Genomic DNA, 14,160 nt, shown 5'->3' with positions numbered 1-14,160 from the left:
CTATCCAACCCAGCTAACACCGCCCCCGTAGGAGCACGCTTCAGCACGCGAAAGGCAGCGCCAGCTGCCCCGATACTGCAACAGCTCTCACTTTCCATCATAAAATTGGCTAGATCTCGTTCCCTGACATTGCTCCCAAAGCATCGTCTACCTGCATTTCACGCAGGCCTACGACCTATTGCGACGTCACCCCCAGATTGAGTAGCGCTACACTTTAGAGTCCAATCCTATGCTAAGGAGATTGGACATGAAGAAGCGTTTCAGCGAAGAACAGATCATTGGCTTCTTGGGCGAAGCGGAGGCGGGACTGCCCATCAAGGAGCTATGTCGTCGGCATGGCTTCTCGGAAGCCAGTTATTACCTTTGGCGCAGCAAGTTTGGTGGCATGAGCGTCCCCGATTCCAAGCGACTGAAAGAGCTCGAAGCCGAAAATGGACGCCTGAAAAAGCTGCTCGCGGAGTCGCTATTGGAGATGGAGGTCACTCGCGAGGCGCTGAGAAAAAAGTGGTGAGCGCCCTGGCACGTCGAGACGTGGTGCATTTTATGGTGTCACGTGGCCTGAGTGAGCGTCGAGCGCTCCGTGTCATTCGTATGAGTGCCAGTGCATTGCGCTACCAACCGGCCCCAGACCGCAATGCGGCATTGCGTGAACGCATTATTGCCTTGGCACACCGGCATCGTCGTTACGGCGCGGGCATGATCTACCTGAAGCTGCGTCAAGCCGGTGAACAAGTCAATCACAAGCGCGTCGAGCGCCTCTACGCGGCGGCTCGGTTGCAGGTAAAGCGATGCAAGCGTAAGAAGATTCTTCTGTCTGAACGCAAGCCCCTGGGCCGCCCTGGTGCTGCCAATCAGGTCTGGTCAATGGATTTTGTGTTTGACCGCACGGCGGAAGGGAGAGTGATCAAGAACCTCACCATTGTCGACGACGCCACCCATGAAGCCGTGGCTATCGTGCCTGACCGTGCCATTGACGGGCTGTCGTTAACACGGATTCTGGACCATCTAGCGCTACAACGTAGCCTTCCAAGTGCCCTTCGTACGGATAATGGAAAGGAGTTCTGCGGACGCGCCATGCTGACGTGGGCTCATCAACGTGGTGTTGCCCTGTTTTTAATCGAACCTGGAAAGCCCAATCAAAACGCCTACATCGAATCGTTCAACGGGCGTTTTAGAGACGAATGTCTAAATGAGCACTGGTTCACCAGCCTACATCACGCGAGGGTCATCATTGAGGCGTGGCGACGGGAGTATAACGAAGAAAGACCGAAGAAGAGTCTTGGCGGGCTAACGCCTTCCGCCTATGCCGAGCAACTGGTGTTAAAAAACGATAAAGTAACGTCAGACTCTAAATCCAGGTGCTACTGAAGATGGGGTGACGTCGATTGCTGACCGATGTCACTAAATTACCACGTGACCTAAGATAAATTTGTGAATAGAGTATGATTGAAACGGGAAAAACGAGCGGGCACGCGAATAATGAATATGCTGCCCAGGATTTTTGAGAAAATATATAGAACAGCTAGTTACGATTATTTTTGTCGGCTGTATAACATCAATGAATAAGCTGGCGCGTTTATTGATGTTATACAGCCAGCTATATAATCACTGTTATATTGCCTAGGATGTGTAGCTTAAGATTTGGATCTTGGCCTTAGCGTAGTGTTACTATTGGCCAGTGCAATGTAGCAGCCCAGCAAGCTTTAAGCGATCATTCAGAAGTTTTGCTGTCTCTTGACGGTTTGAAGCAAAAGGACTTCCAAACGATTGAAGATTCCGTAACTATTCACAGAACGATAGAGGTTACAAAATCTAGCAATTGGAATAAGCATTGAGAAGGAGAACTTTTTGATTGATTGGTTAAAAATCTGGGTGGCTTCTAAGTCTTGGTTTTGGAAGTTCCGAACATGGCTAGGAAAAATAAGCTTTGCCTTTGAGCGCAGCGCGTACAAGAGAGGCGCCTCAGTCTCAAAAGCAAAGGCAAACACTCGCATTTTAGGCTCTTTCACATGGATCGGTGTGAAAAGCCTTTTTTGGGTCATTTTGGGTTTGGCAACCCTAATTTTCGTTGAAGATTATGTCAAAAACAACCTGTCTTGGCTCCCACCACTTAGTGCAGACGACAAAAAATTCAATATCGAGCAGCTCAGACTATATGCCCAACTGCTCACTGCAATATTCTCGATCTACTTCGCTACAATTGGCATTATACTGAGTGCAGGTTACACCAGACTTCGCCGTGATATCATTCAAATGCTCACCAACGAGCAGGTGGGTAGCGTGTATTCTCGAGTTTTGGTGCTTTCAGCGATGTTCTGTTTAGCCGCAACGGCCTTGCCTTTGCTTGGATTAGACCCCGGCCTTTTCGTTTATGCCGGCGGTACCATTTTGACTCTGTTGAGCGCTTTGGCTTTGTTCCCCTTGGGCCAGAGAATATTTAATTTCTTTGACCTAAATATTCTAGTTCGCAGCGAAATACTTCCCAACATTGCGAGCCACATTAAGGGTGCAGCAAACCGAAAGAATTCAAATTCATTGGCCAACCATCATTCAAAGGCAGCGCGACTGGCTCTTGAACAACTTTCGTACATTGATGATCGGGTAAAAGCTGGCAAGGAGGGTTTTGAAGACAAGCTGCCTGCGTTGACCGACGACTATACGACTTTGCTTTTGCACTACCTTCAACGAAAACACACGATAGACCAAGAAAGCTATTGGTTTCCAAGACGAAGCAAGCATAAGGAGTGGTTTCTTGCAGGGGACATAGCCACTTCTAGGGCGCTGCAAACGAGCAGCCAGGAACCGCTGGTTGAAGAAAAGCCTGATCGCCAATGGCTCGAAAACGAGCTCGTCGACAGATTGGCTGGCCATATTGAGCTTGCATTTCAAGTCGGAGACTTCGATCTTGCATTAAAACTCATCGGTCGCTTCTCGACTCGTATTTCAGCTTATGCAGCACGGTTTCAGTTCGAGATTGGCATGCAAGAGCTCGAGAGATTCAAAGAAATCATAGAGCAGGCTTTCGCCTCATTGAATTCCGTAGCGGATGATAAATCAGCAAAGGTGCAAATTGGCATAGCAGACACATGGGCTGCTCTAGGGAGCAACCTCTGTTTAGAAACACTACGCAGAATGTTTACGTTTGAAAAAGAACTGGAAAGGTTCTTTGAGAGAGACGAGTGGTCCGAAAAGTCCCTGCGCAGTCTACCCGCCCTTTTCCAAGTAGAGTTCGCCTTCATCGTCGAACGTATTGAATTTGAGCAAGTGATCGAGGGGCAACGCCTATCCAAGCCAAAATACGTACAACAGTTGGCGGTCAAAAGGCTGTTGCAGCACTATGCAAAAATTCTGCCTGCGGTATGCGGCTTCTACCAAAGTTTGCTTCCAGATTTTGTGGAATCACTATCAAAATTGAAAATGTCCGAGTCCGCAACACAGGTTGTCCTAGCAAGCTTACATAGCCATTGGAAACTACCACGCTGGTTCGACGAACTTGCCCAGCTCATGGGCCGGTATCATGAATATGGGCACTACACCGAAGAGCAATACAATCTGCCTGAGATAAACACTGTCGAGATGGCCCAGCAGCTTACTTCTGCCCGAGATGATGCAATTACCCGGCTCGGCAGCGGAACCATGGTCGGACATATCTTCGAACCAAAGCACAACGATGAACTGCCGGATCACTTTGGGCAGGTCTACTTCGAACTGGCCGAAGCATGTATAAGTGCTCTTGAGCAAAACGATGAAAGTAAGCTGGACAAGGTTCTTTCGATGTTCATGGCACTTGCGTTTCTGGCGGCGGATTCGAGGTTTACGGACCCATCACTGGATGTAAACAACGAGTTCCGACTTCACCTCATTTCAACGGTGATCAATGACTTGGCATCAGTCTTAGGTTTTGCCATCCTTTACGGGGCGTACTTTGACAACGAAAAGTTGTCTGCGGGTGCGTTAGCCAAATTCGATGCTTGGATTGAGCACGCAACTGACAAGCAACAGTACTTCAAAAGAATGGTGCTCCTCTCAAATCCGCACAGCTTTAGTTTTAGTGCGTCGCCACGTGGTCTAATTCGGATTAACTGGAAAATCTCATTTGAACGCCGCGCGAGAGAAGATGGTTTTGAGGACCAAATGGGAATGACGAGAGGGGTGCCGCACCCAAATAGAATAGTGAGGGAGTTCCTGAAGTCTCATGCCGATGCGTCTCATCTGTTCTTTGCAGACCAGATTGTGCCGCAACTCGATCCAATTGACTTCGATATCGACTACCACATCACCAGTCTTGCGCGCCGATTGCGTGAAGAACCTGAAGAGGTTCAGCATGAAGATATTTAGATCCGAACCTTTGCGCCGACACCACTTTCATGATGTGCATCTTGGGTTAATTGATCGACTTTTGATCAAAAGGGAGCGAGAGAAGCCTGGTTTTAATCGTCGGATGTTTGATGAAGATTTTGCTAACTTTTTCTGGTCGATGAACCGTCGAAGCGACAACCTTTTCGATGTCGTGTCGAATGATGAAGGATTAACGCAAAAGTTACTTGGCAACATTAAGACGAGATATTCACCACATTCAGTTGATGAAACAATACGTGAGTTGGTGGAGGAAATAGTCCAGTCGCTAATTTGGTCCGGAAGAGCTTACTTTTTCCTTCACGATGATACAGAGCAGGAAAAAATTCACGTGGCTTCATTCAGCTCAGACGGCGTTGTGCGCCTCTTTGGTACGCATATTCAGTGGGTTCCCAAACGGCAGGAAAGGCACTGGGATCGAGATGACGAGGAAATTCCTAGAGAAATACGTATCTTGGATGCAGCCAAAGTAATGCGCTTCGACATGCCCACACCGATAAAACGCATATTGTCCGCACAGAACAGGACTTTGGCTGTCCTTGATAAACACCAATTTGGAGAAGCTAATTTTCACTCTCAGGCCACACACGAGAACCCGAATCCGACCAACCATTTCGATTTCCGTGTGTGGAGAGATACGCAAGAACGCGCTTTGTATCGTGCCACGCGAAGAACTGGCTGGAACGGTAGAAAATATGACTCGACAAAGCGCTCAGACTTCTTCGATTGTCACCGTCTTATCCGCTTTCGACGAAACCAACTCTTGCTAAGAGACGACATTTTAAACCAGCTCAGTGGTGAGCTCTCGAGGGTTGGTAAAGGTTACAAGGCTGAATTCTCGGTTAAAATATCGGGAACTGATGAATTGCCCAACGTCTCACACCTTAACGAATTGGAGATGAGGCTGGTGAGTGAAAAGGTGGGATTCAATGAAATCATCGATTATTGCTACAAGCGCTGAATGGCTTTTCGAAGGACCGCAATGCAGCAGACTAAAGTCTAATGAATGTCTGGAGTGGGCACGAAGCAGTCGTAGGTGATCACGTTTATTTATTGTATGGTGAACATAACAAGGCACATTCACACGGACTACAAAAAGCGTCGCTCGTTCCTCGCTCTGCATCTTGTCGCCGGTGATTTGCGGCGTTAGTGCTGATCGTAATGCCCACCAATCGCGAAAACATATATGGATGTATCATCGAATCGGTATATAAGCCTGTCTTTCTGTGAGATGCGCCGTGACCATAGGCCTGATAAATTGTGTTTTAGCGGTTCCGGTTTGCCTATTCCAGTGGAGGGGTCGTCGGAGCGGAGCATTTCTTTCAGCAGCTTGCAGAGCGCTTTGTGCAGCTTCTTGTCTTTCTCTCGCATCGTTTCATAGGCTTCCCAAGTCCTACCCTCAAATACCAGTGATCTCATTCAGCTGCTCATCATTGGGTGTGTATCCTTGGCCACGGCTGTGAGTCTCAAGTGAGGTTGCAATCTGCTGCATCAGGTCTCGGTTTTGAAGCACATGCAGGGTTTCCTGTTCTCTTTCCCAGTCTTCAGCACTCATAATGACGAAAGCCTGTCCGGCGCGACGTGTCACCTTGAGGGGTTCATGGTTGTTAACAACCTGTTCTACGAGGCTTTTCAGGTTGTCTCTGAATTTGTTTACACTGATGATATCCATCATCCCACCCTTACGTACGGAAACTCCGTACAACTGTAGCGCAGTAGCCCTGACAAGACCAGTCACGGCTACGTCTACCACATTGCGGCTTTACTCTGTATGGCCATTTAACCCAAGGCGATCCATCGAACCCCATGACGCGCAAAACACTCAGCTTAAAGGTCAAACGTCCCGTAGATGCCAGGCCCGCCGATAAAGCAGACGATCCAGTTTTGGATACCCCCGAAAAGCGTTTTCTCAATGGCGTCGCGATTCATCCTTCCCCCCGCATTCAATTGGAAGCCGGCTCCACCGAGCGCAGCATGCGCGCCATGGATTTGATCACGCCCATCGGCATGGGCCAGCGCGGGCTGGTCGTCGCGCCGCCGGGCTCCGGCAAAACGACGCTGCTCAAACACATCTGCCAGGCCGTGGCCGAGGCGTGCCCGGCGATCAAGCTGTACGCGCTGCTGATCGACGAGCGCCCGGAAGAAGTAACGGATTTCAAACGCAGCGTATCCGCCGAGGTGCACGCCTCCTCGAGTGACGAAAGCTACGCCCATCACATAAAGCTGGCCGACCGGCTTTTGGCCAGTGCCCGCCAGCAGGCGGGCGAGGGGCATGACGTGATGATCGTCATCGACTCGCTCACGCGGCTTTCTCGCGTGCACAACGCCGAGCAGCGGGGCAGTGGCCGCACGATGTCCGGGGGGCTGGATGCGTGGGCCATGGAAATACCGCGAAAGCTGTTCGGCGCGGCGCGCAAGATCGAAAACGGCGGCTCGCTGACCATTCTGGCCACCGTGCTGGTGGACACGGGCAGCCGGATGGATCAGATGATTTTCGAGGAGTTCAAGGGCACGGGCAATATGGAGATCGTGCTGTCGCGGGAGGTAGCGAGCCAGCGGATTTTCCCGGCGATCGATATCGCGAAAAGCGGCACCCGCCGGGAAGAGCTGCTGATCGACGCCAAAGACATCGAAAAGGTGCGGACACTGCGCCGAGCGCTGACGCAGCTCAAGCCGGTGGAAGGCGCGCAGAAGTTATTCGATCTGTTGGAGAAGTACCCCACCAATGCCGAGCTGTTGGCCGCCTTCGCACCCGCCTAACGGCGAGAAAACGTCGTTATGAGAAGCCCGCTTGATGACACCTTCAAGCAGCGAGCTTCCATTTACACTTTAACGCTTGCCTTTCTTGACGTGGTTCAATTTCGACACGGGGACTTCCTTGCGCACCGGGAAGCCTTCGATCTCCCGGCGTTCGATGATGCTGTCCAAGCGTTTTTCGATGGCGCACAGGTTCTTGAAGTCGCTGATGTCTACCAGCGAGATGGCCTCGCCCGAGGCGCTCGCGCGGCCGGTTCGGCCGATGCGGTGGATGTACTCTTCCGGCGGGAAGGGAAGATCGTAGTTCACCACGCGGCTTAACTCGTCGATATCCAGGCCCCGGGCGGCAACGCCGGTGGCGACCAGGTACTGGAGCTCGCCGGATTTGAACTGGCCCAGCACGGTTTCGCGCATGGCTTGGCTTCTGCCGCCGTGAATGGAATCCGCCTTGATACCGCGTTTTTCCAGCTGCGCTACAAGCTTCGCTGCGCTGTGCTTTTTCTCGACGAAAATCAGCGCCTGATCCCACTGCTGCTCGTTGATCAGGTGGCTCAGCAGGGCGGACTTGTTGTCCTTATCCACCGTGATCAGCCACTGCTCGATCGCGGCGGCGGCGCGAACGCTGGGCGTAATGGAGATCTCCACCGCCGACTCGCTCTTCTTGCTGTCAGAAAAACCGTGAGCCAGCGCGCGCACCTCGTGGCTCATGGTGGCGGAGAACAGCAGGTTCTGGCGGTGTTCCGGCAGGCGCACCATGATCTTGTGGATGTCGTCGACGAAGCCCATGTCGACCATGCGGTCCGCTTCGTCCAGCACCAGCGCTTTCAGCTCGTCGAAGTGCAGCGCACGCTGATGCGCCAGGTCCAACAGCCGGCCCGGTGTGGCAACCAGAATATCGATCCCTTCGATCAGCCGCTCCTTCTGGGGCTGGGTATCCACGCCGCCGTACACGGCCAGGGAGGTCAAGGGCAGGTGTTTGGCGTACTCGGCCACACTTGCCTCGACCTGAATCGCGAGCTCGCGGGTCGGCACCAGAATCAGCGCCCGGATGCGCTTGGCGCGAAGTCTCTCTGCTTGACCAAAGCGCTCCAGCAGCGGCAGCACGAAGGCGGCGGTTTTGCCCGTGCCGGTTTGCGCGGTGGCGATCACGTCCTTGCCCGCAAGAATGGCGGGAATCGCCTGGGTCTGGATGGGCGTCGGCGCCTTGTAACCCGACTCGGTAAGGGCTTGAACGAGAGGCGTGGATAAACCGAGTTGTGCAAATGGCATAGGGCGCTCTGACGGATCGTCTTGGGTGGGGGCGAAAATCAAAAGGGGGGCAGTATAGCGCAAATGCCGCCGTTCGAGGCCCGGCATTTTGGTGTACGCTAATCACTTTTTCCTGATATGAGCGACCGAGCGGAGGCCGTATGAAAGGTCCCAACCCTGACGATAAAGCGCCCATGAAGGGCTTTGCGCAAGTGGGCTATCTGAAGAACTACATCACGTCAGAAAACATCATCGTGGGTGACTACACCTACTACGATGACCCGCAAGGCCCGGAGCGCTTTGAAAGCAACGTGCTTTATCACTTCCCGTTCATTGGCGACAAACTCATCATCGGGAAATTCTGCGCCATCGCGAAGGACGTCACCTTCATCATGAACGGCGCCAATCACAAGACGTCCGGCTTTTCGACCTACCCCTTTCAGATATTTGGCCAGGGCTGGGAAAAGGTCATGCCGGAAGCGGGCGAACTTTCCTACAAGGGCGATACCAACGTTGGCCACGATGTCTGGATCGGCTTCGAGGCCACGCTGATGCCGGGCGTAAAGGTCGGCCACGGCGCCATCATCGCGAGCAAGTCCGTGGTGGTGGCGGACGTGCCGGCCTATAGCGTGGTGGGCGGCAATCCAGCAAAGGTCATCAAGTATCGCTTCGATGAAAGTACGATCAGCGAGCTTCTGGAGATCACCTGGTGGGAGTGGAGCGCCGAGAGAATTACGGCGCATCTCGAGGCCATCGTGGGGTCTGATCTGGTGGCGCTACGTAAAGCGAGCGCCGCTTGATGAAGCTCTCAATGGCGAAGCCAGAGCAATGCCGCATTAGCCGGATAGAACCATGACGTTAAAGTACGTCACGCTTATTCAGAACGGCACCATCCAAACCGCCGATACACCCAGCCGGTGCATCGCCTACCAGGACAACATCGAGCTGGTGGAATGGGTGAAGCAGCTGCTGGAAGAGGGCTACGCCTTCGTCGATACGCCGAGCGGCTGGCCCCCGGCGGCGGTGCTTCAAGCGCTTCAGGAGAGCGGCGAGATGGACGTTCCCTTCACCGCTATTACGTGGTCGGGGCCGGGGAAGTATCGTACGTATCGAGTTTTCGGAACGGGGCTGTAGTCCTCGCTAGTGCACGGACACGGCGCTCTTTAGGTGTCTGATAGAATGTCGTTTGTATTAGCGTTCGTTTGTGTATGGTTGAGGTTAAAATAAGCAACCGGCGTTTTTAGTGAACTCGCGGTTTCTGAGGGGATGACCCTCGCACCTTTAAGGCGCTCGGCCGAGTGTCGGCGCGCCCGGCATCGGTGAACGCTTTGTTTTCTGACTCAGAAGGGCATGAAATACCCTTCAGCATATTTTAACTATCGTTTCTTATTAGGTGTTTCGAATAATGATCACGTGCCATGTCCAATACGTCATCGATCCTAAAAAAGTCGCTGAATTCGAGAAATACGCCCGGATGTGGATTCCGCTGGTCGATAAATTTGGTGGCCAGCACCACGGTTATTTCTTGCCTGCCGAAGGCGCTAACAACATCGCGCTCGCGCTATTTTCTTTCGAAAGTTTGGCGGCCTACGAGCAATATCGTATCGACTCGCTGAAAGACCCGGAGTGCCTCGAGGCGTTCGCGTATGCCGAGCGGGTCGACTGTATCGTGAGCTACGAGCGCCACTTTTTCCGCCCCGTATTGCGCTGACGAAAACGGGAGAGGGGTGATTCTCGACAACGTGCACGTAGGGTGTCATGAATCCGCCGAGCTGCGGGACCTGGCCCTTACCTTTGCGGATATCGATAAGAATTGAACGGACGGTTCGTTTCATTCGGCAGGCGCGGGTGCGCCCAGTCCACCGCCATTTATCAAATCAGCTAGCGCGAGCCCATATCGTTCATGATCGAACTGCCATCGCTTGAAAAGGATCACTGGCAACTGGCCAGTGCTGAGAAAGCCCACGCCAATGCTCCCGAGACGTTCTGGATTCCTGAGGCGAGCGCTCGGCAGCAGCTCGAGCGCGGTGACGCCGCGAAACTGCTTTTCGAAATCGCGCTGCTGAACGAAAGCGGCCACCCTTTCGTTCAGGTCGAGCGCATGTGGGTGATCGTCTCGACGGTTCAAGACGGCCAGTACATCGGTATTCTGGATTCCAATCCGGTCAGCGTGGCGCCAGAAGAAGATCAGTACCTGGTATTTGGCGCCGAGATTCCTTTCGAGCCCGCGCACATTGCCGATATCGCGCAGCCACCGGAAGACTATGTAGCGTGGCAGCTTGGGCAGCCCCCGGAGCGATCATGGCGCCGATTCGCCGCTGAAGACCCTAAAAGGATTGACGTTGATCGATGAAGTTCTAACGCTGCCTATCGAGAGCGAGCGCCGAGGTCTTTTAGTATGTAAGCACCCATGGCGAACGAGGCCGTTTTAGTAGACACCTCCCATACACCGGAAATTTCTATCGCTTGTTCAAGACATGGAGGCGGGTGATAGACGACCGGTAAGAACGATCAACACGACAACGCCTCCCGCCATTACCATCCATGCCATCGACAAGCTCGAAAGACTATCGCGTAACATGCCTGCCAATAACGGCATTAAGCTCGCAATCATATAGCCTCCGCCTTGAACGAGTGCCATCCAGGCACTGGCGGAGCGGGCATCATGGGTGTGGTCCATCGTAATGATCAGCGATAGAGGGAACAGTGTTCCGATACCAATGCCCAATAAAACCGCGGCCGCGATGGCTAGCGTGGTCGGTGCGATCAAAAGCGTTGCAAGACCTGCGAGCAAAACGATCAGGACGCCATATAACAGCGGGCGTCGATCCGTGAAGCGCGTGATCATGACCGATAGGCACAGGCCCGCGATGACCTCGGCTATGGTCAACACACCCAGCAGTAGACCGCTTTGAGAAGCGTTCCAGCCCAGTTCCATGTAGAACGGAGGAAGCCAAGCCAGCACCAGCGTGTAGGCGCTGGTGCCTAGTCCGAAGAAAAGCGTCAAGAGCCAAGCCCGGGGAGAGCGTAGTGGTAAACGCATGGCTGAAGGGGTATTCGGTTGGGGGGCCGACTGAGCGATCATGACCCAGGCTAGCCCCGCAACCAGTGTTGGTAGCGACCAAAGAGCAAGGGCACCGTTCCAACTCGTAGCGTCTGCGATAGGAGACGCCGTCATCGCGGCAATGGCAGCGCCCCCCATTATTCCGGTCGTGTAGAGACCCATTAATAGCCCGACTCGATTGGGAAATTGGTCTCTGATATAGCCCGGGAGCAGCGCTTGAACGAAGGCGATACCCGCACCTCCTAAAGCAGCGGTTACAATGAGTCCGTTCGTTTCGTTCAACCACCATCGGGCCCCGCACGCTGCGCCGATCATCGCAAGACCCAGCGTAACGCCGTGATAGGCACCGAAGCGTCGATGAAGCATTGCGCCGGTCAAAGCACACAGGCCCATCGCTAGAACAGGCAGTGTTGTTAAAAGACCGGCCGAGCTGCTCGTCAAACCGGTGTCGTGTTGGATCAAGTCGAGCAAAGGTCCCAGCGCCGCCATGCTAGGCCGCAAATTGACCGCAACTATCAGCAGGACCGCGACAAAAATCCAGTGATAGCCTCTATATGAAGAGTGTGAATTATTAAGCATTGCGCGCATCCGCCATTAGAGGTTTATTTGTCTTAGCGTAAAGTATCTTAATGATAAGATATAAGGGGAAGCAATGACAAGCCGCGCCGAAGCAGCCGTCGAGGAGTGGAAAAGAGAGCGCCCGGATCTTGATCCGTTTGTAATGCAGGTATTGGGAAGGTTGGGAGAGGCAGCTCAAACGGTCGCACGAGATCATCTGACTCCTTTTTTCGTTAGCCACGGATTGCAGCCGGGTGAGTTCGACGTTTTAGCGACGCTAAGACGTTCTGGACATCCTTATGCCTTGAACCCTACGGCTCTATACGAGGCGACCATGATCTCTTCCGGCGGGATGACCAACCGACTCGATCGGCTGGAAAAGGCTGAACTTATCGAAAGGAAAAAGCACCCCAAGGATCGTCGAGGCACGATTGTCGAACTGACTAAGAAAGGGCGTGCGTTGATCGATGATATCCTGGAGCTTCATATTGAGAACGAGCGCCGAGTTCTATCCGGTCTGACCCGGTCTGAACAGGAGCAGCTAGATACACTTTTATCCAAATTGCTCAAGACACTGCCCAAATAATGAAAATTATGCTGTTGGAAAAATGTTGGTGTTTAGGCCTTGATGGATTGCCGATTACAAACGAGTCATCAGGAAACTTTTGGTGAATTGGAAATCGATTGAATTCAATACCAAGAGGACTACATGAGCTGGATCATTCTATTTGTCGCAGGCCTTTTGGAGATCGGCTGGGCCGTTGGGCTGAAATACTCCCAGGGCTTCACCAAACTCTGGCCCAGCGTCTGGACGGTGTTCGCCCTGGCGACGAGTTTTCTGCTGCTGGGCCTGGCGCTTAAAAATCTGCCGGTAGGCACCGCCTACGCTATTTGGGTCGGCATCGGTGCGGTGGGTACGGCGATCATGGGCATCGCGCTGTTCGGGGAATCCGCAGGCGTGTTCAAACTGGTGAGCTTAACGCTGATTTGCGCGGGCCTGGTCGGGCTCAAGCTCTCTCACGCGTGAAGCGCGTACTAAAGGACACAGTCATGGAAGCGCCCCAGTACGCGCTGAACGGCGAGTTTGAAATCACCACTCATCCCCATGAGATGCGCATGTCGCTGTGGGTCTACTCGCCGGTCATCACCGAGCGCGCCACGGGCAGCGTGCTGCTCGATTTGACCGGCAGCCCCTGGGATCTGCGGCGGATCGAAGAGGGTAGAGGGCGCATCCTCATGACGCTGATGCGCTACCCGGACGGCGACCGGGAGTACATGATCGAGGTGGCTCCGTTCGAGGCCATCGCTATCGTTGAGGGCGAGGCGTATCCGCTGGCAGAGCTTGGCGTGGTTTTGAATGCGATCGCTTAACGCGGTGAGGCTTACCAGCCGCAGGTGTCGCGGATTGGTTCGATCATCGTGTCGATGTCTTCGATGTTGAATTCCATCTCTATCGGATCGCCGTCCACTGGCGTCACGCTCATGGCGAGCGTCTGGGCGCCGAGCAGGCTTTCGATGAAGGGAATAGCGTTTTCACCTTCCCAAAAGCCTATCGCTTGGCCGCCATCGATCGCCTGCATCTCGTAGGTTTCCGGCTCCTCGTCATCCAGCTGCACCGTGACGGGGCCATACTCGTAGGTCTCGGTTTCGTCCTGGCCGAACAGGTTGAAGTAGGCCACGGTCGTGTCCTCAAAACAGCGAAACACGATGGTTGGCTGAGCGAGCCCGATCGCATGAGTTTTGAGCACGACGAAGTGTAGATCGAGCTCCTCCTCGTGGTGCTCTTCGGTTTGCCACTGCGAACCGGCAGGGGCGTCCTGGGCAAGGGCCACGGCGGGTAACAGCGCCAGTAGGGCGATTAGGGGCTTGTCGATGTTCATCGTTGATCCTTTGTGTACTTTGCTTCTAGTTTACCTGATTCACCGGAAGTGAAAGCTACCTCGCTATTCGTTTTGAATATATGCCGCGTCGCTCATCAACGCTAAGTCTGGGGGAGTGCTCGTACCATTTCGACACCACCGATAAAGCTTTCAAGGCGCTATTAGCGGTGTCCTGGCTTACCCGTATCATGAAGAACTGATATTTAGGTCTAATATTTGATTAGTTAAACCCTTGATAGCATTAAGTTCATGAAACGTATTTTTGTTCACATGGCGGACTTTACGGTTATTAAGGGG

At 53.2% G+C, this 14,160-nt stretch carries 16 protein-coding genes; 11 read left to right on the top strand and 5 right to left on the bottom strand.

The genetic code is table 11. From position 1 onward, the window contains the following. Window positions 1-247 precede the first annotated feature (247 nt). The 3 genes from ACGLWX_RS15255 (at window position 248) to ACGLWX_RS15245 (ending at window position 5,317) form a co-directional block, all read left to right on the top strand. Window positions 248-1,368 (top strand): IS3 family transposase gene (locus ACGLWX_RS15255; RefSeq protein ID WP_396240957.1). Its coding sequence is split into 2 segments (ribosomal slippage): window positions 248-506 and window positions 506-1,368, totalling 1,122 coding nucleotides; the frame shifts between segments, so codons are not numbered across the junction. A 480-nt stretch (window positions 1,369-1,848) separates the two neighbouring features. Further along, window positions 1,849-4,338 carry a hypothetical protein gene (locus ACGLWX_RS15250; RefSeq protein WP_396240955.1) on the top strand — a complete coding sequence of 830 codons (2,490 nt, stop codon included), beginning with the start codon at window positions 1,849-1,851 and terminating at the stop codon, window positions 4,336-4,338. Beyond that, window positions 4,325-5,317 (top strand): hypothetical protein, encoded by a 993-nt coding sequence (locus ACGLWX_RS15245; RefSeq protein WP_396240953.1) that lies wholly within the window; start codon window positions 4,325-4,327, stop codon window positions 5,315-5,317. Before ACGLWX_RS15250 ends, ACGLWX_RS15245 begins: the two co-directional genes overlap by 14 nt. Before the next feature lie 185 nt (window positions 5,318-5,502). Here the strand turns inward: ACGLWX_RS15245 and ACGLWX_RS15240 are convergent, their stop codons facing one another. Both ACGLWX_RS15240 and ACGLWX_RS15235 read right to left on the bottom strand, forming a co-directional pair. Then, window positions 5,503-5,727 carry a Txe/YoeB family addiction module toxin gene (locus ACGLWX_RS15240; RefSeq protein ID WP_396241049.1) on the bottom strand — a complete coding sequence of 75 codons (225 nt, stop codon included), beginning with the start codon at window positions 5,725-5,727 and terminating at the stop codon, window positions 5,503-5,505. A 28-nt stretch (window positions 5,728-5,755) separates the two neighbouring features. Next, window positions 5,756-6,028, bottom strand: a complete 273-nt coding sequence (locus ACGLWX_RS15235; protein WP_396240951.1) for a type II toxin-antitoxin system Phd/YefM family antitoxin — start codon at window positions 6,026-6,028, stop codon at window positions 5,756-5,758. A 134-nt stretch (window positions 6,029-6,162) separates the two neighbouring features. Between ACGLWX_RS15235 and rho the strand changes: the two genes are divergently transcribed. Then, window positions 6,163-7,116, top strand: a complete 954-nt coding sequence (gene rho, locus ACGLWX_RS15230; RefSeq protein ID WP_396240949.1) for a transcription termination factor Rho — start codon at window positions 6,163-6,165, stop codon at window positions 7,114-7,116. A 69-nt stretch (window positions 7,117-7,185) separates the two neighbouring features. Here the strand turns inward: rho and ACGLWX_RS15225 are convergent, their stop codons facing one another. Continuing rightward, entirely contained in the window at window positions 7,186-8,382 is a 1,197-nt protein-coding gene (locus tag ACGLWX_RS15225; protein ID WP_396240947.1) for a DEAD/DEAH box helicase, read from the bottom strand. 140 nt (window positions 8,383-8,522) lie between these two features. Here ACGLWX_RS15225 and ACGLWX_RS15220 point away from each other — a divergent pair, with 140 nt between their 5' ends. The 4 genes from ACGLWX_RS15220 (at window position 8,523) to ACGLWX_RS15205 (ending at window position 10,714) form a co-directional block, all read left to right on the top strand. After that, window positions 8,523-9,161 (top strand): Vat family streptogramin A O-acetyltransferase, encoded by a 639-nt coding sequence (locus ACGLWX_RS15220; protein ID WP_396240945.1) that lies wholly within the window; start codon window positions 8,523-8,525, stop codon window positions 9,159-9,161. Window positions 9,162-9,213: 52 nt separating this feature from the next. Beyond that, window positions 9,214-9,495 carry a hypothetical protein gene (locus ACGLWX_RS15215; protein WP_396240943.1) on the top strand — a complete coding sequence of 94 codons (282 nt, stop codon included), beginning with the start codon at window positions 9,214-9,216 and terminating at the stop codon, window positions 9,493-9,495. A gap of 271 nt (window positions 9,496-9,766) precedes the next feature. Continuing rightward, a complete protein-coding gene (locus ACGLWX_RS15210; RefSeq protein WP_396240941.1) occupies window positions 9,767-10,072 on the top strand; it encodes an NIPSNAP family protein in 306 nt (101 codons plus the stop codon). Window positions 10,073-10,264: 192 nt separating this feature from the next. Continuing rightward, window positions 10,265-10,714, top strand: a complete 450-nt coding sequence (locus ACGLWX_RS15205) for a hypothetical protein (RefSeq protein ID WP_396240939.1) — start codon at window positions 10,265-10,267, stop codon at window positions 10,712-10,714. Window positions 10,715-10,831: 117 nt separating this feature from the next. On the opposite strand, the gene ACGLWX_RS15200 is transcribed toward ACGLWX_RS15205, so the two are convergent. Next, window positions 10,832-12,004, bottom strand: coding sequence for an MFS transporter (locus ACGLWX_RS15200; protein WP_396240937.1), 1,173 nt, complete (start codon window positions 12,002-12,004; stop codon window positions 10,832-10,834). A 73-nt stretch (window positions 12,005-12,077) separates the two neighbouring features. Here ACGLWX_RS15200 and ACGLWX_RS15195 point away from each other — a divergent pair, with 73 nt between their 5' ends. From ACGLWX_RS15195 to ACGLWX_RS15185, 3 genes are all read left to right on the top strand, one after another. Then, window positions 12,078-12,569, top strand: coding sequence for a MarR family winged helix-turn-helix transcriptional regulator (locus ACGLWX_RS15195; RefSeq protein ID WP_396240935.1), 492 nt, complete (start codon window positions 12,078-12,080; stop codon window positions 12,567-12,569). A gap of 123 nt (window positions 12,570-12,692) precedes the next feature. Further along, the gene (sugE, locus tag ACGLWX_RS15190) at window positions 12,693-13,010 is read left to right on the top strand and encodes a quaternary ammonium compound efflux SMR transporter SugE (RefSeq protein ID WP_252109366.1); all 318 of its coding nucleotides are present in this window, start codon (window positions 12,693-12,695) and stop codon (window positions 13,008-13,010) included. Between the two features lie 23 nt (window positions 13,011-13,033). After that, on the top strand, window positions 13,034-13,354 hold the full coding sequence (locus ACGLWX_RS15185) for a hypothetical protein (protein ID WP_396240933.1): 321 nt from the start codon (window positions 13,034-13,036) through the stop codon (window positions 13,352-13,354). Window positions 13,355-13,365: 11 nt separating this feature from the next. On the opposite strand, the gene ACGLWX_RS15180 is transcribed toward ACGLWX_RS15185, so the two are convergent. Beyond that, window positions 13,366-13,863 carry a type VI secretion system-associated protein TagO gene (locus ACGLWX_RS15180; RefSeq protein WP_396240931.1) on the bottom strand — a complete coding sequence of 166 codons (498 nt, stop codon included), beginning with the start codon at window positions 13,861-13,863 and terminating at the stop codon, window positions 13,366-13,368. Window positions 13,864-14,160 lie beyond the last annotated feature (297 nt).

This window comes from Halomonas sp. HMF6819, from assembly GCF_044335525.1.
GTDB lineage: Bacteria > Pseudomonadota > Gammaproteobacteria > Pseudomonadales > Halomonadaceae > Vreelandella.
This window is presented reverse-complemented; position numbering and strand designations above follow the sequence as displayed.